At 67.0% G+C, this 24,907-nt stretch carries 21 protein-coding genes; 5 read left to right on the forward strand and 16 right to left on the reverse strand.

What is annotated here, in order from left to right:
- Window positions 1–139 precede the first annotated feature (139 nt).
- From lipA to ACIGII_RS17695, 3 genes are read right to left on the reverse strand one after another with little or no spacing between them, the layout of a single operon-like run.
- On the reverse strand, window positions 140–1,150 hold the full coding sequence (gene lipA, locus ACIGII_RS17685; RefSeq protein WP_399640645.1) for a lipoyl synthase: 1,011 nt from the start codon (window positions 1,148–1,150) through the stop codon (window positions 140–142).
- A gap of 18 nt (window positions 1,151–1,168) precedes the next feature.
- Window positions 1,169–1,876, reverse strand: a complete 708-nt coding sequence (lipB, locus tag ACIGII_RS17690) for a lipoyl(octanoyl) transferase LipB (RefSeq protein WP_399640648.1) — start codon at window positions 1,874–1,876, stop codon at window positions 1,169–1,171.
- Window positions 1,864–2,142: a DUF493 family protein gene (locus ACIGII_RS17695; RefSeq protein WP_399640650.1), complete on the reverse strand. Its 279-nt coding sequence runs from the start codon at window positions 2,140–2,142 to the stop codon at window positions 1,864–1,866. Before ACIGII_RS17695 ends, lipB begins: the two co-directional genes overlap by 13 nt.
- A gap of 192 nt (window positions 2,143–2,334) precedes the next feature.
- Here ACIGII_RS17695 and ACIGII_RS17700 point away from each other — a divergent pair, with 192 nt between their 5' ends.
- Window positions 2,335–3,396: a lipid A deacylase LpxR family protein gene (locus ACIGII_RS17700; RefSeq protein WP_399640653.1), complete on the forward strand. Its 1,062-nt coding sequence runs from the start codon at window positions 2,335–2,337 to the stop codon at window positions 3,394–3,396.
- 103 nt (window positions 3,397–3,499) lie between these two features.
- On the opposite strand, the gene ACIGII_RS17705 is transcribed toward ACIGII_RS17700, so the two are convergent.
- The 8 genes from ACIGII_RS17705 to ACIGII_RS17740 all read right to left on the reverse strand — a co-directional run bounded on the left by ACIGII_RS17705 (window position 3,500) and on the right by ACIGII_RS17740 (window position 13,503).
- The gene (locus tag ACIGII_RS17705) at window positions 3,500–4,714 is read right to left on the reverse strand and encodes a D-alanyl-D-alanine carboxypeptidase family protein (protein ID WP_399640656.1); all 1,215 of its coding nucleotides are present in this window, start codon (window positions 4,712–4,714) and stop codon (window positions 3,500–3,502) included.
- Between the two features lie 60 nt (window positions 4,715–4,774).
- On the reverse strand, window positions 4,775–5,986 hold the full coding sequence (locus tag ACIGII_RS17710) for a septal ring lytic transglycosylase RlpA family protein (protein WP_399640659.1): 1,212 nt from the start codon (window positions 5,984–5,986) through the stop codon (window positions 4,775–4,777).
- Complete coding sequence (gene mltB, locus ACIGII_RS17715) at window positions 5,983–7,128, reverse strand: lytic murein transglycosylase B (protein WP_399640662.1); 1,146 nt, start codon at window positions 7,126–7,128, stop codon at window positions 5,983–5,985. Before mltB ends, ACIGII_RS17710 begins: the two co-directional genes overlap by 4 nt.
- Window positions 7,129–7,639: 511 nt before the next feature.
- On the reverse strand, window positions 7,640–8,752 hold the full coding sequence (rodA, locus tag ACIGII_RS17720; protein WP_399640664.1) for a rod shape-determining protein RodA: 1,113 nt from the start codon (window positions 8,750–8,752) through the stop codon (window positions 7,640–7,642).
- Complete coding sequence (gene mrdA / locus ACIGII_RS17725; protein ID WP_399640666.1) at window positions 8,749–10,812, reverse strand: penicillin-binding protein 2; 2,064 nt, start codon at window positions 10,810–10,812, stop codon at window positions 8,749–8,751. The genes rodA and mrdA overlap by 4 nt, the downstream gene beginning before the upstream one ends.
- 1 nt (window position 10,813) lies before the next feature.
- Window positions 10,814–11,299 (reverse strand): rod shape-determining protein MreD, encoded by a 486-nt coding sequence (gene mreD, locus ACIGII_RS17730; RefSeq protein WP_145479163.1) that lies wholly within the window; start codon window positions 11,297–11,299, stop codon window positions 10,814–10,816.
- Window positions 11,296–12,300, reverse strand: coding sequence for a rod shape-determining protein MreC (mreC, locus tag ACIGII_RS17735; protein ID WP_399640670.1), 1,005 nt, complete (start codon window positions 12,298–12,300; stop codon window positions 11,296–11,298). The genes mreD and mreC overlap by 4 nt, the downstream gene beginning before the upstream one ends.
- Before the next feature lie 156 nt (window positions 12,301–12,456).
- On the reverse strand, window positions 12,457–13,503 hold the full coding sequence (locus ACIGII_RS17740) for a rod shape-determining protein (protein WP_038686189.1): 1,047 nt from the start codon (window positions 13,501–13,503) through the stop codon (window positions 12,457–12,459).
- 274 nt (window positions 13,504–13,777) lie between these two features.
- Between ACIGII_RS17740 and ACIGII_RS17745 the strand changes: the two genes are divergently transcribed.
- On the forward strand, window positions 13,778–14,716 hold the full coding sequence (locus tag ACIGII_RS17745; protein ID WP_399640672.1) for a carbohydrate kinase family protein: 939 nt from the start codon (window positions 13,778–13,780) through the stop codon (window positions 14,714–14,716).
- Window positions 14,717–15,147: 431 nt separating this feature from the next.
- Here the strand turns inward: ACIGII_RS17745 and ACIGII_RS17750 are convergent, their stop codons facing one another.
- From ACIGII_RS17750 to ubiE, 3 genes are all read right to left on the reverse strand, one after another.
- Entirely contained in the window at window positions 15,148–15,879 is a 732-nt protein-coding gene (locus ACIGII_RS17750) for a hypothetical protein (protein WP_399640674.1), read from the reverse strand.
- A gap of 111 nt (window positions 15,880–15,990) precedes the next feature.
- On the reverse strand, window positions 15,991–17,925 hold the full coding sequence (locus ACIGII_RS17755) for a M1 family metallopeptidase (RefSeq protein ID WP_399640677.1): 1,935 nt from the start codon (window positions 17,923–17,925) through the stop codon (window positions 15,991–15,993).
- A 104-nt stretch (window positions 17,926–18,029) separates the two neighbouring features.
- Window positions 18,030–18,791, reverse strand: a complete 762-nt coding sequence (gene ubiE, locus ACIGII_RS17760; protein WP_399640680.1) for a bifunctional demethylmenaquinone methyltransferase/2-methoxy-6-polyprenyl-1,4-benzoquinol methylase UbiE — start codon at window positions 18,789–18,791, stop codon at window positions 18,030–18,032.
- A gap of 70 nt (window positions 18,792–18,861) precedes the next feature.
- Between ubiE and ACIGII_RS17765 the strand changes: the two genes are divergently transcribed.
- From ACIGII_RS17765 to ACIGII_RS17775, 3 genes are all read left to right on the forward strand, one after another.
- Window positions 18,862–19,314, forward strand: a complete 453-nt coding sequence (locus tag ACIGII_RS17765) for a nucleoside deaminase (RefSeq protein WP_399640683.1) — start codon at window positions 18,862–18,864, stop codon at window positions 19,312–19,314.
- A 195-nt stretch (window positions 19,315–19,509) separates the two neighbouring features.
- Window positions 19,510–19,842 carry a hypothetical protein gene (locus ACIGII_RS17770; RefSeq protein WP_399640686.1) on the forward strand — a complete coding sequence of 111 codons (333 nt, stop codon included), beginning with the start codon at window positions 19,510–19,512 and terminating at the stop codon, window positions 19,840–19,842.
- Between the two features lie 89 nt (window positions 19,843–19,931).
- Window positions 19,932–20,336, forward strand: a complete 405-nt coding sequence (locus ACIGII_RS17775) for a low affinity iron permease family protein (protein ID WP_399640688.1) — start codon at window positions 19,932–19,934, stop codon at window positions 20,334–20,336.
- 41 nt (window positions 20,337–20,377) lie between these two features.
- On the opposite strand, the gene ACIGII_RS17780 is transcribed toward ACIGII_RS17775, so the two are convergent.
- On the reverse strand, window positions 20,378–21,775 hold the full coding sequence (locus tag ACIGII_RS17780; RefSeq protein ID WP_399640691.1) for an efflux transporter outer membrane subunit: 1,398 nt from the start codon (window positions 21,773–21,775) through the stop codon (window positions 20,378–20,380).
- Window positions 21,772–24,903 carry a multidrug efflux RND transporter permease subunit SmeE gene (gene smeE / locus ACIGII_RS17785; protein WP_399640693.1) on the reverse strand — a complete coding sequence of 1,044 codons (3,132 nt, stop codon included), beginning with the start codon at window positions 24,901–24,903 and terminating at the stop codon, window positions 21,772–21,774. Before smeE ends, ACIGII_RS17780 begins: the two co-directional genes overlap by 4 nt.
- Between the last annotated feature and the right edge of the window lie 4 nt (window positions 24,904–24,907).

Below are 24,907 nucleotides of genomic sequence, written 5' to 3' on the forward strand. Positions count from 1 at the left end.
AGTAAAGGAGGAGGGGGCGGCCGCAGGCCGACGCCGGGGGACATTCGCAGGCAAGGGCATGGCGGCCCCGCGCTCGCCCCACCGGCAGCCGCGTCTGAAGGAAGCGCACGCTCCAATCAGACGGGAGAAGAACCAAGGCTCAGGCGACGCCTGCTCCCTTTGCCTGCACATCCGCGTGGTACGAGGAGCGCACCATCGGGCCGGAGGCCACGTGGCTGAAGCCGAGCTCGTAGCCGTAGACCTCCAGTTCCTTGTATTCCTCGGGGGTCCAGTAGCGCAGCACCGGGTGGTGGTGCGCGGTCGGCTGCAGGTACTGGCCGATGGTGATCATGTCCACGTCGTGCGCGCGCAGGTCGCGCAGGGTCGCCCGCACCTGGTCCATGTCCTCGCCCAGGCCCAGCATGATGCCGGACTTGGTGGCGATGGACGGATGCTGCGCCTTGAAGTTCTTCAGCAGGGTCAGCGACCACTGGTAATCGGCACCCGGCCGCACGTTGCGGTACAGGTCCGGCACGGTCTCGATGTTGTGGTTGAACACGTCCGGCGGGTTGGTCGCCAGGATGTCCAGCGCCCGCTCCATGCGGCCCTTGCCACGGAAGTCCGGGGTCAGCACCTCGATGCGGGTGTTGGGCGACTTGGCGCGGATCGCCCCGATGCAGTCGGCGAAGTGCTGGGCACCGCCGTCGCGCAGGTCGTCGCGGTCCACGCTGGTCACCACCACGTACTTCAGGCCCATGTCGGCCACCGTCTGGGCCAGGCTGGCCGGCTCACCCGCGTCCGGCGGCTTCGGCCGGCCGTGGGCCACATCGCAGAACGAGCAGCGCCGGGTGCAGACCTCGCCCAGGATCATGAAGGTGGCGGTGCCGTGGCTGAAGCACTCGTGGATGTTCGGGCAGCTGGCTTCCTCGCACACGGTCACCAGGCGGTTCTCGCGCAGCTTGGCCTTCAGCGTCTGCACCGCGTTGCCCGACGGAATCCGCACCCGGATCCACGACGGCTTGCGCAGCACCGGCGCGTCGGCGAACTGCACCGGCGAGCGGCCGATCTTGTCACCGCCCAGCTGTTTGACCCCCGCCTGCAACGGCGCGGCGGACGGCGTGTCGCCCTGCACGACCTGCAGGGGAATGATGCGAGCGGTGGTTTCAGTCATGGCCTTGGTCGGCGGCGCTCAGGCCGCGTCAGTCAGATCGGGCAGGTCCGTGGCAGGCTGGAGGTCCAACCCGAACTGGCGGGCCAGATGGCCCAGCAGTACCGGCGTGACGGCCGCCATGCCGGACGGTCCCCCCAAGTCTACCACCGAGGTGACCTGCAGCCCTTGGTAGCCACAGGGATTGATGCGGTGGAACGGCTCCAGGTCCATCGCCACGTTGAACGCCAGGCCATGGAACGTGCAGCCCCGGCGCACGCGGATGCCGAGCGCGGCGACCTTGGCCCCGCCCACGTACACCCCGGGCGCGCCATCGCGCCGTTCAGCGCCGATATTCCATTCGTCCAGCGTGTCGATGATGGCCTGCTCGATCCGGCACACGTAATCGCGCACCCCGATCCCCAGCCGACGCAGCTGCAGCAGCGGATACACCACGATCTGGCCGGGCCCGTGGTAGGTCACCTGGCCGCCACGGTCCACGTGCAGTACGGGGATGTCGCCCGGCGCCAGCACATGCTCGTCCTTGCCGGCCTGGCCCAGGGTGAACACCGGATCGTGCTCGACCACCCACAGTTCGTCCGCGGTGTCGTCCGTACGCGCATCAGTGAAACGCTGCATTGCATGCCACACCGGCGCGTAGGGCTGGCGCCCGAGGTCGCGCACGATGGCCGGCTGCGCCGGGCGCTGGCCCGGAGCAGCCTGGGTTTCGCATTGGGTTACAGCGTCCACTTCACTTCCGGGTGGTCGCGCAACGCCGCATGGGCGAGGTCGAGCTGTTCGCGGCTTTCGGCCATGAAGACCAGCTTGACCGCCACATACTTGCTGTTGGACGAGGTCTTCCAGGTGATGCGCTCTTTGAGCACCTGGATGCCCTTCTGCTGCAGAAGGTGCGGAAGTTCGTGCTCCAGACCGATGTTTGCCGGGCCCATGGCACTGAGCTCGAACTGACCGGGGAACTGGAAGCCGTGATCGGGATTGTCAGACTTGATTTCCATGTCCGCGATTATGGGGACGGATGCGCCTGAACCCAAGCGCTGCGCGAACGTGGCCACAGCGGCGCCCAACGCTACGTGAAAATCGGTCTTCACGAACAAGACGCACCAGTGCGTGCGCGGCGCTGGTCAGGGCATCACGCCCTGCATACCCTGCTCCCGCTTAAAAATGAATAAACCATCAGCGGGAACCTTATGCTTCTGAAGCGATACGCGTTGCCGGCCGCTCTTGCCGGCGTCCTTGCAGCTGCCGCCCCTGCGGTACAGGCAGCCGACCAATGCGGGCCCGACGCCATGCGCGAGCACCCGCCCCAGGTCAATTTCCGCGTCGACAACGATCTGTTCGGTGGCGCCGACCAGGACCAGGGCTACACCAACGGCGCCCAGATCACCCTGGTCTCGCCCAACCTGGTCGACTACACCGACGACCCCTGCCTGCCGCGCCTGGCGCGCTGGGTGAACCGCCACCTCGAGCGCTTGGCACCTGGCGAATTCGAGCAGCAGAACATGCTGTTCAGCTTCGCCCAGCAGATCTATACCCCCAAGGACTTCACCCGTCGCGACGTGATCGAGGACGACCGGCCCTACGCCGGCGTGCTGGTGGGCAGCTTCGGCTACAACGCCCGCCGTGGCGACTACCTGCAGACCACCCAGCTGACCCTGGGCGTGGTCGGGCCATGGGCACTGGGCAAGGAAGTCCAGGATGCCGTGCACGACCTGCTGGGCGATGAGAAATTCCAGGGCTGGGACAACCAGCTGCACAACGAGCCGGTGGTCATGCTCACCCACGAGCGCATGCACCGCTGGGGCGATGCCGAAGACAACCTGGCCGGCTGGGGCTGGGATGCGATCAGCCATTACGGCGGCGCGGTCGGCAACCTGGCTACCCACCTCAATGCCGGCGGCGAAGTCCGCGTGGGCTGGAAGCTGCCGGACGACTTCGGCAGCACGCCGCTGCGCCCGGCCGGCGAAAACACCGCGCCCACCCGCGGTGGCAAGCCGACCGGCTGGTCGTTCCACCTGTTCGCCACCACCGACGCGGCCTGGGTAATCCGCGACATCACCCTGGATGGCAACACCTTCCGCAACAGCCACAGCGTGGACAAGCGCAACTGGGTCGCCCAGGGCGGCTACGGCCTGGCGGTGATGTACAACCGCTGGAAGTTCGCCCTCGCCCGTTACCACAGCACCCGCGAGTTCGACCTGCAGGACCAGTCGCCGATCTACGGGTCGTTCACGATCAGCAGATCGCTATAGCGATCTGCGGGTAGGTGCCCACCGTTGGTGGGCACACCGAAAAGAAAAAAGACCGGCGCGAGCCGGTCTTTTTTTTGCATTTCCAGGACGAACCAGGGAACCGTTATTCCGATTCCCACCACATCCAGAAGCTGTCCCACAGGCGCTTGAAGAAGCCGGCTTCTTCCACCGCGGCCACTGCCACCAGCGGGGCCTGCGCCACCACCTTGCCATCCAGGGTGACCTTCAGCGTACCGACCTGCTGGCCTGCGGTGAACGGGGCTTCCAGGGTCTTGGGCACGTCGATGCTCGGCTTGAGGTCGTTGTAACGGCCCCGCGGCACGCTCACCAGCAGTGGCTGGGCCACGCCCAGCTGCAGGGTATCGGCCTTGCCCTTCCACACCTTGTGTTCGGCCACGGCCTTGCCCGGCTCGTACATGCGATGGGTTTCGAAGAAGCGGAAGCCCCAGTTGAGCAGCGCCAGGCTGTCATCGGCGCGCTGCTTCTCCGAGGCGCCGCCCAGCACCACCGCGATCAGGCGCTGGTCGCCACGCTGGGCCGAGCTCATCAGGCAGTAGCCCGCTTCGGAGGTGTGACCGGTCTTGATGCCGTCCACGCTCTGGTCGCGCCACAGCAGCAGGTTGCGGTTGGGCTGGGTGATGTTGCCGACGGTGAATTCCTTCACCTTGTTGTAGGCGTAGGTTTCCGGGTAGTCACGCACGAACGCACGGCCCAGCAGTGCCAAATCGTAGGCGGTGGTGTGGTGGCCTTCGGCGCTCAGGCCGTGGGCGTTGACGAAGTGCGAATCCTTCATGCCGATCTTGGCGGCGTAGCTGTTCATCAGCGAAGCGAACGCCTCTTCGCTGCCGGCCACGTGTTCGGCCAGCGCGATCGCCGCGTCGTTGCCCGACTGGATCGCCATGCCCTTTTCCATGTCTTCCAGGCGTGCGGTCTGGTTGACCGGGAAGCCGCTGTAGCTGCCGTCGGTGCCGGCGCCGCCTTCGCGCCAGGCGCGCTCGCTCATCATCACCTGGTCGTCGGTGCGGACCTTGCCGTTCTTCACTTCGGCGGCGACCACGTAGGAGGTCATCACCTTGGTGATGCTGGCCGGCGCCAGCTGTTCATTGATGTTCTCGCCCGCCAGCACCTGGCCGGTGGCGTAGTCCATCAGGATCCAGGCCTTGGCCACGCTGGGCTTGGGCGCCGGCGGCGTCGCCACGGCAGTCGGAGCCGCGGCGGGCGCGGGGGCCGGGGCCGGGGTCGGCAAGGGGGTCTGGGCGGAGACCATGCCCACGAACAACGTCGTGGCCAGGGCAGCAGCGGCAAAGCGGAATTTCATCGGACAGCAAGCTCCAGGAAGGCGCCAAGGGGGGTACAGGGGTGGGCCATTGTAGGCCGTTTACTCTTTGACTATCTGTGGCGCACCGAATCCCAGACCGGCAATGCGGCCGGCAAGTTCCGACGCCGTGGCATGGTCGGTCGCCGGCACGCGCAGGCGCCACAACGTGCGGCCCCCGCTCACGATGTCGCTGATGCTGGCCCCCACGATGCCCGCCGAGGACAGCTGGCCCAGCGCCTTGGTGGCGTTTTCGCGACTGGCAAAACTGGCCACCTGCAGCAGCACGTTGCCGACCTGCTGCTGCAGCGACGGCGCGGCAACGGCCGCCGGCAGTGGACGCGCGGCGGCCACCGGCGCTGTCGGCGGCAAGCTGCTCACGGTGACCGGGCCGGTCTCCAGCGAGGCAGCCTGGGTCGCGGCGGGTCGCGCGGCCGCAGGGCTGGGCGGCAGCGCGCCCACCAGGCGGTCCATCTCGCTGGCGCTGCGCGGGGGCGGGGGCGTGGCGGCCACGACCGCTGCGGCCGTGGCCGCCGCGCGGCGCTCGCGCCGCGACGGCTTGTCGGCCAGCAGGTTGTCATCGCCGGGCTGCAGCGCGCGCACCTCCACGTTGCCGGTGCCGCGCTGGGTGATGCCCAGGCGCACCGCGGCGGCGTAGCTGAGGTCGACCACGCGGCCGTCGTGGAAGGGTCCGCGGTCGTTGACCCGAACGATCACCGACTCGCCGTTGTCCAGGTTGGTTACCCGCGCGAAGCTCGGCAACGGCAGGGTCTTGTGTGCGGCAGTGAAGGCGTACATGTCGTACACCTCGCGGTTGGAGGTGAGGCGGCCGTGGAACTTCGCGCCGTAATACGACGCGGTGCCCTTCTCGGCATAACCGCGGGTGCTGTCCATGACCTGGTACTGCTTGCCCAGCACCGCATAGGGCGTCTTGTTGCCCACCGGCGAACGCGGCAGGTCCACCACCTCCGGTTCGGGAATGCAGGCCACGTTGGGAATGTAGGTGGGCGTACTGTCGTTGACCCCGGGCTTGTACAGCCCGCCCGCGCGATAGTCCCCGCGCGTGCTGGGGTCTTCGGTGGCGGCCTTGTACGGCGAGCCCTCCGGACAATGCGCAGGCCGCGCGCCCTTGCCCGGGCGCTGCACCAGCGTGCCCCCGGGCTTGCCCGCGCCCGCGCTGGCGGTGGGCGGCTTGCTGGGCGCACTGCTGCAGGCGGCCAGCGCCAGGATCATCAGGCCGGGAACCAGCCATCTGCAGTGTGCGAATGCGTTCATGCCGGCGGCAGCTCCTGTCCGGCGATGGCCTGGGACAGCTGGTACACGGCCATCGCATACATTTTGGAAAGGTTGTAACGGGTGATCGCGTAGTAGTTCTGGAAGCCCAGCCAGTACTGCTTGCCGGCGCTGCCTTCCAGCGTGATCGGGGTCGCCGTCAACCCGACGGGAACCGGTTCGCTGGGCTGGTAACCGCGCTGGGCCAGGTCGGGCAACGTCCAGGTCGGGGTCCAGTCGACAGGATCGAACGGGGTCCGTCCGGCAGCCAGGGTGGCCGGCACGGCGACCGGGCCGCCGCGCACCCAGCCGCCCTTCCTGACGAAGTAATTGGCGATCGAGGAAAACACGTCGTCGTAGCTGTTGAACAGGTCGCGGCGACCATCGCCGTTGCCGTCCACGGCGAAATCCAGATAGCTGGAGGGCATGAACTGGCCCATGCCCATGGCGCCGGCGTAGCTGCCCTTGATCGCCAGGATGTCCAGCTTTTCGTCACGGCTCAGCGCGAACAGGCGCGCCAGTTCATCGCGGAAATAGAGTTCACGGCGTACTTCGCGTTCCAGTTTGGCCGGGTCGCCGCTGCGCGGATAGTTGAACGCCAGGGTGTACAGCGCATCGAGTACCCGGTAGCTGCCGGTGTTGGCCCCGTAACTGGTTTCAACGCCGATGATCGCCACGATCACTTCGGCCGGTACACCGGTACGTTCCTGCACCCGCATCAGTTCGTCGCGGTGCTGGGCCAGGAATTTCCTGCCGCCGTCGATCCGCGCCTGGCTGATGAACATCGGCCGGTACTCGTTCCACGGCTTGACCCGCTCTGCCGGGCGCGACATGGCCGCGATGATCGGGTCGCGCACCTGTGCCTGGGCCAGGGTGGCGTCGATCTGCGCGGCCGGGATGCCATAGCGTGCGGCGGTATCGCGTACGAAGTTGGCCCGGGCGATCTCGAACGGCACCGGGGTCAGGTCGACCGGCGGCGCGGTGGCGGCGGCGGCTTCGGGCGCGGCCTCGGCCGGCCCCTTGTGCGCGGCCCCGGGTTTGTTGGGCGCACCCGACGCCTGCGGCGGCGGTGACGGGGAATGCGGCTGGGTCGCGCAGGCAACCAAACCGAGCGTAAGCATGCAGGCCAAAGTGCGTCGAATCATCGCCGCAGGTTAGCAGGTCAAAGATGAAATAAAACCCCTAACACCATGAATCCCAACGATTTGCGTAGACAGGAACCCGTTCGTTAAGACGACGTGTAAATCCCCGGTCAAGGTATGGCCGGTCGCGCCCCCATCCCCATGGGCGCGACCGGCATTACCGACCAGGTCGATACCAGCGCGACGCGCTACTCCCCAGCGCAACGTCGCACCCCCTGTACCCGTCAGGTCAACTACGTCCCGCAGCGCTCGGACGCGTCACTTGGCTGACTGCGCAGCTGCTGCGGGCCGCCATTGTGCAGGCCGTTTACGACAAGTCCATTGATCGTGATCAAGCGCATTCAGTTCTGTGAGCAACATCTCATTTTGTTGCCGACATGTTGACGCGGCCCGCACCAGCGCTGCCGGTTTCGGCATATTCATATCGTTCCAAAGCCCCGATTGCGCAAAACACGGCGCTCAGGTTGCCGTTGTTTTGACTATACATAAGGGGTCGCGTCGGTTTGCCGCCGCGTCAGCTGTAGCCGCCGTGCACCGGATTGTGGCTGCGCGCGGCCATGACCAGGCCGAACCCGGCCAGCAACGACACCGCCGAGGTCCCGCCGTAGCTGATCAGCGGCATGGGTACGCCCACCACCGGCAGCAGGCCGGAGATCATGCCGCCGTTGACCAGCACGTAGACGAAGAAGGCCAGGCCGGTGGCCCCGGCCAGCAGGCGGGAATAGGAGTCGCGCGACTGCGATGCGATCCACAGGCAGCGCCCGATGACCACCAGGTACAACGCCAGGACGATGGCCACGCCGATCCATCCAAACTCTTCGCTGAGCACGGAGAAGGCGAAGTCGGTGGTCTGTTCGGGAATGAAGTTCAGGTGCGACTGCGAGCCCTGGCCCCAGCCCTTGCCATCCAGGCCGCCGGAACCGATCGCGATCTTGGATTGGATGATGTTCCAGCCCGCGCCGAGCGCATCGCTTTCCGGGTCCAGGAACATCATGATGCGGTCCTTCTGGTACGGCCGCAGCAGCCACATCCAGGCCACCGGAGCCGCCGCTGCCACCCCGCCCACCGCCACGCCCACCCACCACCACGGCAGGCCGGCCAGCAACAGAACGAAGGCGCCGCTGGCGGCGATCAGCACGCCGGTCCCGAAGTCCGGCTGCAGCATCACCAGCCCGGTCGGCACGCCGATGATCACCGCACTGACCAGCACGGTCGTGAACCGGGGCGGCAGCGGCATGCGGTGCAGGTACCAGGCCACCATCATCGGCAGGCTCACCTTGAGCAGCTCGGCCGGCTGCAGGTAGAACAGTTTCAGGTCCAGCCACTGGCGGCCGTACTTGCCGGTACCCAGCACGAACACGGCCAGCAGTGGAATCATCGAGATCGCATAGATCAGGGGCGTGGCCGAGCGGATGCGCAGGATCGACACCCGCGAAATCATCCACAGCGCGGCAAGGCCCACCGCAAAGCGTGCCGCCTGTGCGTACACCAGGCCGTCGCCGCCGGCGCTCTTGAGCACCGACAGGCCGATCAGCATCAGCGCGCCCAGGGCCAGGCACAGCACCCAGTCCAGGGTGCTGCAGAAGCGGACGACCATGTCGGTCGCCCAGCGCAGGAACACCTTCATCGGCCGCGCTCCGGTGGCGTCGGGGGGGCAGCAGCAGGGGCCGGGGGCGTGCCGGGCACGGGGACGGGCGCCGGGACCGGTTCGGGCAGGCCGACCTGCACCGGCACCCCCTCCAGCGCCGCGGCGGCGATGTCGCCGGCCTCGCGCGCGGTGCTGTCGCCTTCGAACGCGGTGATGCCGATGGCGGTGGTACCGCGCGCACTGTCCAGCGACTCCATGCCATCGGGCATCTTGCCCAGCAGCCAGGCGTCGAACAGCTTGCGCGCGATCGGTGCCGCCGCCGAACCGCCGTAGCCGCCGCCTTCGACCGCAATGGCCAGTGCAATCACCGGATTTTCGGCCGGGGCAAAGCCGACGAACAACGAGCGGTGGCGCAGGTGCATGGGAAGGCTCTTGGGATTCACCGCGGCGGTGCCGCGGCGGCTGATCACCTGCGCGGTACCGGTCTTGCCGGCAATCGTGTAGGGCGCGCCGGCCGCAGCGCGGGCGCCACTGCCGCCAGGGCGCATGGTGCCCATCATGCCTTCGCGCACCGCCTGCAGGTTGCCCGGGCTGGGGCTGACCGGCTTGCTGGCACCGGCCGGGGTGGCCACCCAGTCGGCGTCGAAGCCTTCGCGCTGCTGCATCACCAGGTGCGGGGTGCGCAGCTGGCCATTGGCGATGCCGCCCACGCCATGCACCAGCTGCAGCGGGGTCACCTTCCAGTCGCCCTGGCCGATGCTGACGTTGACCGTGTCGCCCGGGTACCAGCGCTCCTTGCGCGCCTTCGCCTTGTTCTGCGGCGACGGCAGGATCCCGCCGATTTCGCCGGTGAGGTCGATGCCGGTGGGTTGGCCGAAGCCGTAGTAGCCCATGTAGTGATCGAACTTCTCGATCCCCATGTCCAGGGCGAGCTTGTAGTAATAGGTGTTGACCGACTGGGTGATCGACTTGCGCAGGTCGGTCCAGCCGTGGCCGCTGCGGTTGGCGTCGCCCCAGCCGCGCGAGGTGCCCGGCAGGTAGAACATGCCGCTGGAGTAGATCCGGTCTTCGGGGCGGCGGGTGCCGCTGTCCAGTCCGGCCAGGCCGATCAGCGGCTTGATCGTAGAACCCGGCGCCACCCCACCCAGCACCAGGCGGTTGAACTGCGGGCGCGACGGGTTGTCGTTGAGCGCCTTGAAGTCGGTGTGCGAGATGCCGTTGACGAACAGGTTGGGGTCGTACGATGGCAGGCTGACCATGGCCAGCACCTCGCCGGTGCGCGGATCCATCGCCACGGCCGACCCTTCGAACTCACCGAACGCGGCCACCATGGCGCGCTGCAGGTCGGCGTCGATGGACAGGCGCAGGTCGCTGCCGGACTGGGCAGGGACCCGGCCGATGGTGCGGATGGCGCGGCCCTGCACGTTGGTTTCGACCTGCTCGTAGCCGACCTTGCCGCGCAGCTGGGTCTCGTAATAGCGCTCCAGCCCGGACTTGCCGATGTGGGTCAGCGCGGCATTGCCCTCGCCCAGCATCTCCAGGTCCTTGTCATCGACCCGGCCGACGTAGCCGATGATGTGCGCGAACAGATCGCCGTAGGGGTAGCGGCGGGTCAGGTACGGTTCCAGCTCCACGCCCGGATAGCGCCAGCGGTCGACCGCGAAGCGCGCCATTTCCTCATCGGTCACGCGCAGTTTCAGCGTTACCGGCAGGAAGCTGCGGCGCGCCTTGCGCGACTTGTTGAAGGTCTCGATGTCTTCGGGGCTGAGGGTGAGGATCTTCGCCAGCCCGGCCAGGGTGGCGTCCATGTCCTTGACCTTGTCCGGGGTAATGTCCAGCCGGAAGGCAGGCACGTTTTCAGCCAGCAGGCGCCCGTTGCGGTCATAGATCATGCCGCGTCCGGGTACCACCGGTCGTGGCTTGATCCGGTTGGCCTCCGAACGCGTAGCGTAGATGTCGTGGTCCAGCACCTGCAGCTTGAAGTACCAGCCGCCCAGGCCGAGCAGGCAGACCAGCACGCCGAGGAACCCCAGCGCGGCGCGGCGCCGGAACTGTTCGGCTTCGGCGTGGGGATTCTTGGCCTGGCGGCGCACGTACATGTCAGCGCCCGCGACGTCCGAAGCGGACCGCGTCGAGCAGCACGAACACCAGCGGCCACAGGCCCATGCCCAGCAGCGGCGCCCACCAGTACGACCACGGCAGGGTCGGTTCGCCAACGGCGATATGGACCACCGCGCTGACGATGCGGTCGTTGAACAGCAGCCCGCCGATCGCCAGCACCTGCTGGGACATCGGGAAGAAGCGGATGCGCGCGCGGAAGCGCTGCAGGATGAAGGTCAGCATGACCAGTCGCAGCGCCTGTTCACCCAGGACGCCGCCATACAGCAGGTCGGCGATCACGCCGCAGATGAACGCCACGCCCAGGCCGACCCGGTCCGGCGCTTCGATCACCCAGTACGCCAGCACCAGCGCCAGCCAGTAGGGACGCAGCGGCTGCAGCAGTTCCGGCAACGGCAGCAGGCCCAGCAGCAGCGCCAGCACGATGCTGACCGGCAGCACCCACGGTTTGTCGCGCAGGCGGCTCATCGGGTGGGTTCCGTCGGAGGTGGCTGGGGTGCGGGTTGGGTCGCTTGTGGCGCGGTTTCCGTGGGCCGACTAACAGTCGGCGCTACCGGTGTCGCCGCCTCAGGTGCAGGCCCTGCCGGTCCGCCCGCTGATTCTGAAAGGTGGAGGTTGGGCGGGATCCGGATTGCGGCGCCCGGCCTCAACAGGAGGACGTCGCGGCCGCGGTCGAGCTTGGCCGCCGGGTCGAGCTGGCCGACCAGGAAGGCGTGGGTGTCGTCGGGGCGCAGTGCGGTGATCCTGCCGACCGGGAAGCCGGCCGGGAAACGGCCACCAAGGCCGGAGGTGACGATCTCATCACCGACCTCGACACCGGCGCTGAGCGGAATGTCGCGCAGCTCCAGGGTGTCGCCGCGCCCGTACACGATCAGGCGCACGCCATTGCGGGCCACGGTGACCGGCACCGCGTGGTCCGGGTCGGTCAGCAGCAGTACGGTGGCGGTGCCGCCGGTGGTGGCGATCACCTGCCCCATCAGCCCGCCGGCGTCGATCACCGCCTGGCCCATGTGCACGCCGTCGCGGCTGCCGGCGGCCAGCACCAGGCGCTGCTTCACCGGGTCCAGGTCGATATCCAGGATCGGGGCCAGTTGGACGTCCAGGCCGCTGCGCTCGGCGACGTTGAGCAGTTCGCGCAGCTGCGCGTTGTCCAGCGCGGCGGTCTGCAGGCGGGTCAGCCGCGCATTGGCGATCAGCAGCTGGTTGCGCAGCTCGCGGTTCTCCTCGACCAGCTGGCCATGGCTGGCCGCGTTGTCCTTGACCTGGCTGCCCAGGCGCCCCGGCAGGCCGGCCAGCGCCCACACCGGCTGCACCAGCACGTTGGCCTGGGCGCGGGCACGCGCCAGCCAGCCGGCCTGGTCGTCGAGCACGATCAGGGTGATGGCCAGGGCCAGGTAGGCAAGCAGCCGCAGCGGGCTGCTGGCATCGCCCTGGCGGGAGGCTACGGGTGGACCGGCGTAGGGCGGCACGAGGAGGTTCGACTGATCAAGGGGCGGAGTACGACAGGGCAGAGCCCCGCGGTACGGGGATGCGACAACGCCCCGGCGCTGCGATGCCCGGCGTGGCGGGGCACGCGGCGGGCATCACGCCGCAGGGGCGCGTCCACGAAACAGCGACGGTACGACTTACTCCGGCGCAAAGAACTCGTTGCCGTGCATGTCGACCAGCTCCAGGGCACGGCCGCCGCCACGGGCCACACAGGTCAACGGATCATCGGCCACCTGCACGTGCAGGCCGGTTTCCTCGGAAATCAGGCGGTCCAGGTCGCGCAGCAGGGCGCCACCGCCGGTCAGCACGATGCCGCGCTCGGCGACGTCGGCGCACAGCTCCGGCGGGGTCTGCTCCAGCGCCAGCTTGACCGCGCTGACGATGCCCGACAGCGGCTCGTGCAGGGCTTCCAGCACTTCATTGGAGTTGATCTTGATCATCTTCGGCACGCCCTCGGCGAGGTTCCTGCCGGAGATTTCCATCTCGATCACTTCCGCCTGCGGGTAGGCGCAGCCCAGCTCGACCTTGATCCGCTCAGCGGTGGCTTCACCGATCAGCATGCCGTGGTTGCGTCGCACGTAGTTGGTGATCGACTCGTCGAAACGGTCGCCGCCGATACGCACCGAGGCCGAATACACGATGCCGTTGAGCGAGATCACCGCCACTTCGGTGGTGCCGCCGCCGATGTCGATGACCATCGAGCCGCGCGCTTCGGTGACCGGCATGCCGGCGCCGATCGCGGCGGCCATCGGTTCTTCGATCAGGAACACGTCACGCGCGCCGGCCTCTTCAGCCGATTCCTTGATGGCGCGGCGCTCGACTTGGGTCGAACCGGCCGGCACGCAGACCAGCACGCGCGGGCTCGGGCGCAGGAAGCGCGACTTGTGCACCTTCTTGATGAAGTGCTTGAGCATCGCCTCGGTGTAGGTGAAATCGGCGATGACGCCGTCTTTCATCGGGCGGATGGTGGTGATATGGCCCGGGGTACGACCGAGCATCTGCTTGGCCTCGGCGCCGACGGCGGCCACCGAACGGGTACCGCCGATGGCACGGTCCTGGCGTACGGCCACGACCGACGGTTCGTTCAGCACGATCCCCTGCCCGCGCACGTAGATGAGGGTATTGGCCGTGCCCAGGTCGATGGACAGGTCATTGGAGAACATGCCACGCAGTTTCTTGAACATCTGGGAGTTGATCCTGAGGGGTGCCGCGCCCAGCGCCGGATGGCGAAAAATTGGGCAGAATTCGAGGTCGACAAGCCTAGCAATCCCCCTGTGCGCGAGCAAGGAGAAATCTGCCCCAACGCCAGCCTTGGCGGCCATTCAGCCGGATCCGGACAGCCGGGGTTCTGGCCCTGCGGCGCCGCACCCGTTAACCTTTGCGCCATTGGGCGCCTCATGGCGCCGTTTCGTTGCCCGCCCGCCGGGCCTCAAACCCCATTCGCATAGGCCTTAATCGATGTCCGCTTTGATCTGTGGTTCTCTTGCCTTCGACACCATCATGGTGTTCCCGGACCAGTTCAAGAATCACATCCTGCCGGACAAGGTGCACATCCTGAACGTCTCGTTCCTGGTGCCGCGCATGCGCCGCGAGTTCGGGGGCTGCGCGGGCAACATCGCCTACAACCTGCACCTGCTGGGCGGCGAGCCGATCCCGATGGGCACGGTGGGGTCCGACTTCGGCCCGTACCGCGAGTATTTCCAGGGCCTGGGCATCGACCTGAGCCGGATCAAGGTGATCGACGAGCTGTTCACCCCGCAGGCGTTCATCACCACCGACCACGACAACAACCAGATCACCGCCTTCCATCCGGGCGCGATGATGCGGTCCTACGAGAATCATGTGAAGGACGTGCCGGGCGTGACCCTGGGGCTGGTCGGTCCGGATGGCCGCGAGGGCATGATCCAGAACTCGCAGGAGTTCTTCGAGGCCGGCGTGCCGTTCATCTTCGACCCGGGCCAGGCCATGCCGCTGTTCAATGGCCCGGAGCTGCGCACCTTCATTGAGCAGGCGGACTACGTGGTGGTCAACGACTACGAGTCCAACCTGCTGCAGGAACGCACCGGGTGGGATGAAAAGGAGATCGTGAGCCGGGTCAAGGCCTACATCACCACCCGCGGCCCGAAGGGCGCGGTCATCCACACCCCGGAAAAGACCTACGACATCCCGCCGGCACACGAGCGCCGCGTGGTCGACCCGACCGGCTGCGGCGACGCGTTCCGCGCGGGTCTGATCTACGGCATCGAGAAGGGCTACGACTGGCTGACCATCGGCCGCATGGGCAACCTGATGGGCGCGCTGAAGGTGGAACATCCGGGCACGCAGAACCAGCGGTTCACCTTTGACGAGTTCAACGAGCAATTCAAACAGCAGTTCGGGTACGCCCTTTCGGCGTAACCGAATCTGCTGTTTGAATTGCTCGCCCACCATTCGCGGTGCGAATGGCGGGCCCCGAGGCATGTCTCCTATCCCCGCGCCTGTCGGCGCGCCCCCTTAACAGAAGGGGGCTGTTACCCCAGAGGGGTTACCGGCGCCTGCCGTACCGACCAACGGTCGGTACCTACCGGGGGGACATCGGTTCGTATGGAACGTGCGATACCGGGGCGGGACATCGGCTCGTACGGGGCGTGCGATATCGGGGTGGGACATCGGTTCGTACGGGGCGTGCGATACCGGGGCGGGACATCGGTTCGTACGGGGCGTGCGATACCGGGGCGGGACATCGGTTCGTACGGGGCGTGCGATACCGGGGTGGGACATCGGTTCGTACGGGGCGTGCGATATCGGTAGGTGCCGACCGTTGGTCGGCACGCTGCGTCACCGGGCGATCAATTCCACCAATTCGGCATGCGGCTGGCGTCTACGCCGCCGGTTTCGAAGACGGCGGTGCGGGTGCCGCCGGCCTTGACCGGGAACTCGATGCTGATCGACCTGGCCTTGCGTGCGAGCTTCCACAGCGCCTTCTGGTCGGTGATGAACATGGCGATGGCCTCGTCGGTCTTGGGGCGCCAGGCGGCCATGCTGATCGGCTTGCCGTCGTCCACGGTGACCTTGACCGTGCACTGCGGGCAGCGGAAATCACCCGCCTGCAGCACCAGGTAGGCGTGACGCTTCCATTCGGGATGGTCGCGGAAGACCAGCTGCACCGGCTTGGGGCCGCTGCCGTCCACGTCCACGCGCTCCTTGCTGTAGATCGAGGCCGACACCTGGGCGCCCTTGCTGCCCACCGGCACCTGGTTGTACTGCCACAGGGCCTGCATGCGGCGCAGCTCACGCGCGGTTTCGGCCTTGGCCTTGACCTCGGCGTAGCCCGGCTCGATGCGCGCGGCCACGTCGGTGTCCTTGTACTGGTCCAGCAGCGACCCACCATGGATGCGCGCGCGTTCCCAATCCTGCGCGGCCACGGCCATGTCGTACTGCTTGGCCACGCCTTCGGCCTTTTCTTCCTGCTGCGCCCTGGCGGCGGCAGCCGCAGCGTCCTGCGCCTTGCGTTCTTCCTCAGGGTTGGTGCAGGCAGCCAGGGCGAGCGCACAGGCAGCGGCGAGGATCAGTGGTTTCATTGCGGGACGTCCGGTTCGGGTGCAACGCCGAGTTTACCGGTAGCGCAAACGCAAAAAAAACGGCGGGGTCGCCCCCGCCGCTTCTCATGCCTGGCTGCACTGCAACCGCAGTTACGGTGCGGCCGGAGTCGCCTTGTCCAGCATGTCCTGCACCGATGCGGTGGTGATCGGGTGGTAGCTGGGCTTGGCCTTCTCGAAAGCAGCCTTGGCAAACGCCAGGCCTTCCGGGGTCTTCACCAGCTCGGCGTAGATCGGCAGGATCAGCTTGCGGCGGCCCACGCGCTCGATGAAGGCACCGGCCGCTTCATTGGCTTCGGCATAGCCGCTGCGGATCGCCAGCGGGTACCAGCGCATGGCGATCTCACCGTTGGCGGTGCCGGTGAACGTGTAGGCGCGGTCCAGCGCTGCCAGCTTGTCCACCGGCAGGGTCTTGCCCAGGCCATCGATGAAGTGGACCCATTCCTGGGTGCCCCATTCATTGGTGATCTGCGAGTTCGGCAGGGTGCCGCTGCCCTGCCAGGCGATACGCGCGGTGTCGACGATGCTGAAGTTGCGCGAACGCGCCTTGGTCGCGAACGCCGGAATGCCCGGCTCGTCCAGCCACGCCTTCAGCTCGGCGTCGGTGACCGCACCGGGCTTCTTCGACAGCAGGTTCTTCTTCAGGTACTCGACGAACTGGTCGGTGTTGGCGCTCTGGAAGGCGTGGTCATCGAACCAGCCGCGCAGGAACGGATCGAACACCTCGCGGCCGAAGCGCTGTTCCAGGAACTGCAGGAACCACGAGCCCTTGACGTAGGCCACGTTGCTCAGCGCTTCGTCCGGATCGCGTTCGGTCAGCGGCGGCAGGGCCAGTGCCTGGTCGGCCGGGCTCATGTCCTTGACCTCGGCCAGCAGGTCGTTCTGGTCGATCTCGCGCTCCATCTCGGCCATTTCCTGGCCATACAACGCCTCGGTGATGCGGCCCTGCACGTAGGTGGTGAAGCCTTCGTTGAGCCAGATGTCCTTCCAGCTGGAGTTGGTCACCAGGTTGCCCGACCAGCTGTGCGCCAGCTCATGGGCGACCAGCGAGACCAGCGACTTGTCGCCCACGATCACGGTAGGGGTGGCGAAAGTCAGCCGCGGGTTCTCCATGCCGCCGAACGGGAACGACGGCGGCAGCACCAGCATGTCGTAGCGGCCCCAACGGTAGTCGCCGTACAGCTTCTCGGCGGCGCCGATCATCTTCTCGGTGTCTTCGAATTCCTTGGCGGCCTTGCCGACCATGCTCGGCTCGGCCCACACGCCGGAACGTCCGGAGATCGGTTCGAACACCAGGTCACCGGCAGCGATGGCCAGCAGGTAGGACGGAATCGGCTGCGGCATCTTGAAGCTGTAGTCGCCGTCACGCGCCGCCTTGGGGTCGTTGTCGGCGCTCATCAGCACCATCACGTCCGGGCGCGAGGTTACGTGCGCGCTGTAGGTGAAGCGCACGCTCGGCGTGTCCTGCAACGGCACCCACGAACGGGCGTGGATCGCCTGCGACTGGCTGAACATGAAAGGCAGCTGCTTGCCCTCGGTCATCGACGGCTCCAGCCACTGCAGGCCCGACGCGGTCGGCGCGGTGTGGTAGGTCACCAGCACCTTGCCCGGCTGTTCCGGGGCCTCGATGGTCAGCTTGCTGCCGAACACCTTGTCGGCCGGCGCCAGCGCGAACTGCAGTGGCGCGGTCTTGCCATCGGCGGACACGGATTCGACCTTTTCGATGGTCAGCTCGCGGGTATCGAGCACCAGCTGTCTGGCGGCCTTGTCCTTCCACTCCAGGGCGTAGGTGGCGGTGCCACCGATCTGCCTGTTGTCGAAGTCCAGCTTCAGGTCCAGCGCCAGGTCCTTGATGACGACCTTGTCCGGTTCGGCGTAGGAACTTTCATCGTGGCTGCGATTGACGGCTTTCACGGCGTTGGCGGCGCTCGGCTGGGCGGCGGGGGCCGGGGTCGGGGCGGCGGGCTCTTTGGAGCAGCCGGCGGCAAGCGCGACGGCCAGGGGAATCAGCAGGAACGGGGATCGCATGAATCGGGACCGATCAGGGTGAAACCGCCAGTTTACCCCTCCGGGAAGCTGAATACGGAATGCCCCGCCGCAGCGGGGCAGCGTCGGCAGCGCCGAGCCCCGTTCTACACCTTGTAGCCGGAATGGATCGAGACGATCCCGCCGGTCAGGTTCTTGTAGTGGCAGCGGGCAAAGCCGGCCTCGCCCATCATGGTCTTCAGGGCTTCCTGCGGCGGATGCTTACGGATGCTCTCGGCCAGGTACTGGTAGCTGGCGCCATCACGGGCGAACAGCTGGCCCAGTTTCGGCAGGATCTTGAACGAATGGAAATCGTAGATCGGCTTGAACCAGTCCGCGGTGACTTCGGAGAACTCCAGCACCCGGGCCTGGCCGCCCACCTTCAGGACGCGGTACATCTCGCGCAGCGCCGCGTCCTTGTCGGTCACGTTGCGCAGGCCGAAGGCGATGGTGACCAGGTCGAAGCTGGCATCCGGGAACGGCAGCGCTTCCGCGTTGAGCTGCACGAAATCCAGCCCGGCAACCACGCCGCGGTTGGTCAGGCGGTCCCGGCCCACGGTGAGCATGCCCGCGTTGATGTCGCCGACCACCACGGTCCCCTCCTCGCCGACCCGTTCCTTGAGCAGGACGGCGATATCGCCGGTACCGCCGGCCAGGTCGAGCACGCTGTCGCCCGGCTTCACCTGCGCGGTAGCCACGTAGTAACGCTTCCACGCCCGGTGGATGCCCAGGCTCATCAGGTCGTTCATCAGGTCGTAATTGCGCGCGACCGAAGTGAACACTTCGCCCACCAGCTTCTGCTTGTCCGAGGCGGCAACGTCACGGAAGCCGAAATGGGTGGTGCCGGTTTTGTAGGGGGATTCGCTCATGGCCCGATTATCGCACCGCTTGCCTGCCTGCGGCACCTTATGATGCCCCCTTCAGTTGAACGGACTCCCCATGATCACGACCCCCGACTACGCCGCCCTGCTTGAAACCGCGATCGCCGAAGCCCGCCAGGGCCTGGCCGAAGGCGGCATTCCCATTGGCGCGGCGCTGTACCACGCCGACGGCCGCCTGCTCGGCTGCGGCCACAACCGCCGCGTGCAGGAAGGCGACCCCTCGGTGCACGGTGAAACCGACGCCTTCCGCAAGGCCGGCCGCCAGCGCCGCTACCAGGACACCATCATGGTGACCACCTTGGCCCCGTGCTGGTACTGCAGCGGGCTGGTGCGCCAGTTCAACATCGGCACCGTGGTGGTGGGCGAGTCGGTCACCTTCCACGGCGGCATCGACTGGCTGCGCGAAAACGGCGTGCAGGTGATCGACATGCAGAACCAGGAGTGCATCGAGCTGCTGGGCGGATTCATCTCGGCGCATCCAGAGATCTGGAACGAAGACATCGGCGAGTGAGTGCAATGCACCGTGCGCGCCTGCGCACGGTGCGGGCTGAACGCGTCACCGCGGGCGGGTGCTGCACGCGGCACGGTCATTAACACTTCAGGTGCGAAGGTCCAAACGCACGCCCGCTGCACACCGCCGTGACACCCCATGCACTGGATGTTACGCATGATCACGGTGTCTTCTTCCCTGTGAATCGACGCGACCATGTCCTCTGTACCACTGTCCATTCCCGCCGTGATCGACGTTGACGCCGAGGTCAGCTACTGGCGAACCCAGCACGCCGAGGGAAAGCTGAAGTTGACGTCATTCGGGCACTACGTTCCGTGGATCAAGTTCGCCTGCGACTCGTTGATTTCGCAGCCGCACGCGGGCGACCTCGAGCGTCACGAGAGGTTCCAGAAGCAGTTCGAGTTCCAGATCATGCCGCGCCTTACCGAGGACGAGACCCGCGAGTTCATCGAGCAGGTCTGGGAGCACGTGTACCTGACCAGCCGGCACGACCTGAATGCCCGCCCGCGCCTGACCGCCCGCGCCTGAGCGATTGCGTCGCGGATACCGGAGGGCTGCACGGCGCCTGCACGCCGCCCCGGCCCATGATGGGCCAACGCCATTTCGTCCCGGTGCAGATGAAACTCCGCAGCCTTTTCAACCTGGTCGCCAAGAAGGCGTCCTATGCGGCGGGCACGCCGTGGACCTTCCTCGGTGCGCTCTGCATCGTGGTGATCTGGGGCCTGAGCGGCCCCGTATTCAAGTTCAACGACACCTGGCAGCTGGTGATCAACACCGGCACCACCATCATTACCTTCCTGATGGTGTTCCTGATCCAGCACAGCCAGAACGCCGATACCGCCGCGATCCAGATCAAGCTGGACGAGCTGATCCGGGTGACCGCCCAGGCCAACAACGAGCTGCTGGACCTGGAGGAGCTCGACGAAGAACGGCTGGAAGACATCCGCCGCACGTATGAGCAGATGGCGCGCGATGCGCGCACCGCCCTGGACAAGGTGCGGGCCGGCAACGCAGGTCGCTGACGGCCGCGTCGGGTTCCGGCACCGCGTGGACACGCATGCCATCACCGGACGGCCATCTCCCCGCGCTCGTACCAGCCGCCACCCAGCACCTTGTACAGCGCCACCTGGTTCGACTGCTGCGCCAGCTGCGTGGCCACCAGCGACTGCCGTGCACTGTACGCGGTGCGGCGTGCATCCAGCAGCGTCAGGAAGCTGTCCAGGCCGGCGTCATGGCGCGCCTGGGACAGGCGCTGCGCCTGCTCGGCGGCAGCCACCAACGCGCGCTGCGACGCCAGCTGCGCGTCCAGGCTGTCGTTGAGCGCCAGCGCGTCGGCCGCTTCCCGGAACCCGGACTGGATCGCCTTCTCATACTGGGCCAGGGCGATATCGCGGTTGGCCGTGGCCACGCCCAGTCCAGCGCGCAGCTTGCCGCCCTGGAAGATCGGCACATTCAGCGTCGGCATGAAGCTCCACGCCCGCGTCCCCGACTCGAACAGCCCGGACAGCTCCGAGGAGGCCGAGCCGACGCTGCCGGTCAGGCTGATCGACGGGAAGAACGCCGCGCGCGCAGCGCCAATGTTGGCGTTGGCTGCCAGCAGCGTGTGTTCGGCCGCCATCACGTCCGGCCGCCGCAGCAACACCTCACCGGGCACCCCGCCGGGCAGGGCGCGTACCGCCGCTACGTCGGTGGCCTCGCCGTCCGGCAGCAGTGCATCGTCCACCGGGCCACCGGCCAGCAGCACCAGCGCGTTGCGGTCCTGCGCCAGCTGGCCCTGGAAACGGGCGACATCGGTGCGCGCGGTTTCCACGAGGGTGCGGGTCTGGCTCAGCTCCAGCGCCGACACGCCGCCGAGCTGGTACCGCGCCTCGCCAAGACGCAATGAGTGCTCGTAGCTGTCCAGGGTGGCCTGGGCGATCGTCAGCTGTTCGCGGTCGGCGCCCAGGGTCAGCCAGGCGTTGGCCACTTCGGCCACCAGCGCCAGCTGCGCATTGCGCCGGTTGGCGGCTTCGGCAAAGTACTGCTGCAGGGCGGCCTGGCTGAGGCTGCGCACGCGGCCGAACAGGTCCAGTTCGAATGCGACCACGCCCAGGTTGGCGCTGAACTGCTCGGTGACCGGGGCATCGCCCCCGCTGCGGGTCATCTGCCCCTGCACACCCACTGCAGGCACGCGGTCGGCACGCTGGATGCGGTACTGGGCGCGCGCCTTGTCCACGTTCAGCACGGCCACGCGCAGGTCGCGGTTGTTGTCCAGCGACTGGGCGATCACGGCCTGCAGGCGCGGGTCGTTGAAGTAGTCGCGCCAGCCGATGTCGGCCACCTCCACCGTCGCGGCGGTGGAAGCCGTGGCCGGCCACTGGGCCGGGATCGCCGGAGCGACCTCGGTGCTGCGCGGTTCCAGCGTGCCGCAGCCGGACAGCAGCAGCATGGAAAGACAGAGGAAGAGATGCGTGGTTTTCATCGCGTGGACTCCGTCGCCTTGCGGTTGAACAGGCGCTGCACCACTACGAAGAACAGCGGAATGAAGAACAGGCCCAACAGGGTGCCGACGATCATGCCGCCGAGCACACCGGTGCCGATCGCGCGCTGTGCACCGGAACCCGCACCGGAGGCGATGGCCAGCGGCAACACGCCCAGGCCGAAGGCCAGCGAGGTCATGATGATCGGCCGCAGGCGGTCGCGCACCGCGTGCATGGTGGCTTCCAGCACGCTGGCACCCTTCTCCAGGTTCTCCTTGGCAAACTCCACGATCAGGATCGCGTTCTTGCTGGTCAGCCCCACCGTGGTCAGCATCGCCACCTGGAAGTAGATGTCGCGCTCCATGCCGCGCATGCTGTTGGCCAGCACGGCCCCGAGGATGCCCAGCGGCGCCACCAGCAGTACCGAGGTCGGCACGCTCCAGCTTTCATACAGCGCAGCCAGGCACAGGAACACGATCAGCAGCGACAGCGTGTACAGCAGCGGCGTCTGCGAACCGGCCTGGCGTTCCTGGTAGGACAGCGCCGTCCATTCGATCTCGAAGCCCGGCGGCAGGTCCCTGGCAATGCGCTCGATCTCGGCCATGGCATCGCCCGAGGCCACGCCCGGTGCAGGCTCACCCTGGATTTCCATCGCCGACACGCCGTTGTAGCGTTCCAGGCGCGGCGAGCCGTAGTCCCAGCGCTTGGTCGCGAAGGCGCTGAACGGCACCATCTCACCGGCGCTGTTCTTCACCGACCACAGGTTGAAGTCGTCCGGGTTCATGCGGAACGGCGCATCGGACTGCACGTATACGCGCTTGACCCGGCCACGGTCGATGAAGTCATCGATGTAGCTGCTGCCCCACGCGGCGGCCAGGGTGCTGTTGATCGCGCTGGTCGACAGGCCCAGCGCATTGGCCTTTTCCACGTCCACGTCGATGCGCAGCTGCGGGGTGTCTTCCTGGCCGTTCGGACGCACGTTGGCCAGCAGCTTGCTCTGCCCGGCGCCGCCGAGCAGCTGGTTGCGCGCGTTGAGCAGGGCCTCGTGGCCCTGGCCGCTGTTGTCCTTCAGGAAGAAGGTGTAGCCCGAACCAATGCCCAGCTCCGGCATGGCCGGCGGCGGGAAGGCGAAGATGAAGGCGTCCTTGATCTGGCCCAGCGCGCCCATCGCGCGCCCGGTGATCGGACCCACGCCCTGGTCGGCGTCACGCTCCTTCCAGTCCTTGAGTTTGATGAACGCCATGCCCGCGTTCTGGCCCATGCCGGCGAAGCTGAAGCCCTGCACCGAGAACACCGACTCCACCGCCTCGGTCTCGTTCTTCAGGAAGTGGTCTTCCAGCTTGTACATCGCCTCCAGGGTGCGTTCCTGGGTGGCGCCGACCGGCGTCTGCACCAGCGCCATCAGGATGCCCTGGTCTTCATTGGGCAGGAACGAGCTGGGCAGGCGGGCGAACAGCAGGCCCATCACCACCACCAGCGCGGCGAAGATCGCCATGAAGCGCCACGGCCGCGCCAGGATGCCCTTGACCCCGCGCTGGTAGGTTTCGCTGGAACGGTCGAAGCCGCGGTTGAAGCCGCCGAAGAAGCGGCCGGCCCAGCCCTTGTGCGCGACGTGGTGTTCGCCCTTCTTCAGCGGCTTGAGCATGGTGGCGCACAGCGCCGGGGTCAGCACGATCGCGACCAGTACCGACAACGCCATGGCGGAGACGATGGTGGCCGAGAACTGCCGGTAGATCACGCCGGTGGAGCCGCTCATGAACGCCATGGGCACGAACACCGCCGACAGCACCAGGCCGATGCCGACCAGTGCGCCGGTGATCTGGCCCATCGATTTACGGGTCGCTTCCAGTGGCGAGAGGCCTTCCTCGGACATGATCCGTTCGACGTTCTCCACCACCACGATGGCATCGTCCACCAGCAGGCCGATCGCCAGCACCATCGCGAACATGGTCAGCATGTTGATCGAGAAGCCCAGCGCGGCCAGGATGCCGAACGTGCCCAGCAGCACCACCGGCACCGCGATGGTGGGGATCAGGGTGGCGCGGAAGTTCTGCAGGAACAGGTACATCACCACGAACACCAGCACGATCGCTTCGATCAGGGTCTTGATCACGCCCTTGATCGACACCTGCACGAACGGCGTGGTGTCGTAGGGGACCACCGATTCCAGGCCGGCGGGGAAGTTCTGCTTCAGGTCATCGAGTGCGGCGCGCACGCCGTTGGCGGTGTCCAGCGCATTGGCGCCGGTGGCCAGGGTGATGGCGATGCCCGACGAGGGCTTGCCGTTGTAGCGGGTGACGAAGTCATAGCTTTCCGCACCCAGTTCGACCCGGGCCACGTCGCCGAGCCGCAGCTCGCTGCCGTCGGTGCCGCCGCGCACCAGGATGTTGCGGAACTGCTCGGGGGTCTGCAGGCGGTCCTGCGCGTTGATCGTGGCGTTGAGCTGCTGGCCCTTGATCGACGGCGCACCGCCCAGCTGGCCGATGGCCACCTGCGCGTTCTGTGCGGTGATCGCAGCGGTCACCTCGTCCACCGACAGCCGGTAGGTGTGCAGCTTGTTGGGATCCAGCCAGATACGCATGGCGTACTTGCCACCGAACACCTGGATGTTGCCCACCCCGGGCACGCGGCTGAGCGGGTCCACCACATTGGAGCCGACGTAGTCGGAAATGTCGGTGGCGTCCATGCTGCCGTCGTTGGAGACGAAGCCGATGACCTGCAGGAAGCCGCTGCTGGACTTGGCCACGTTGATGCCCTGCCGCTGTACTTCCTGCGGCAGCAGCGGCATGGCCAGCTGCAGCTTGTTCTGCACCTGCACCTGGGCGATGTCGGGGTTGGTTCCGCTTTCGAAGGTCAGGGTGATGGTGGCCTGGCCATTGGCCGAGCTGTTGGAGGAGAAGTAGATCAGGCCATCGATGCCCTTCATGTTCTGCTCGATGATCTGGGTCACCGAGTCTTCGACCACCTTGGCCGACGCGCCCGGGTAGCTGGCGCTGATTTCGACCGCAGGCGGAGCCACTTCCGGGTACATGGAGACGGGGAGCTTCACCACCGCCAGCGCACCGGCCAGCATGATGATGATCGCGATGACCCACGCGAAGATGGGTCGATCAATGAAATAACGCGCCATGGGG

It is taken from the genome of Stenotrophomonas sp. NPDC077420, from assembly GCF_044543385.1.
Lineage (GTDB): Bacteria > Pseudomonadota > Gammaproteobacteria > Xanthomonadales > Xanthomonadaceae > Stenotrophomonas.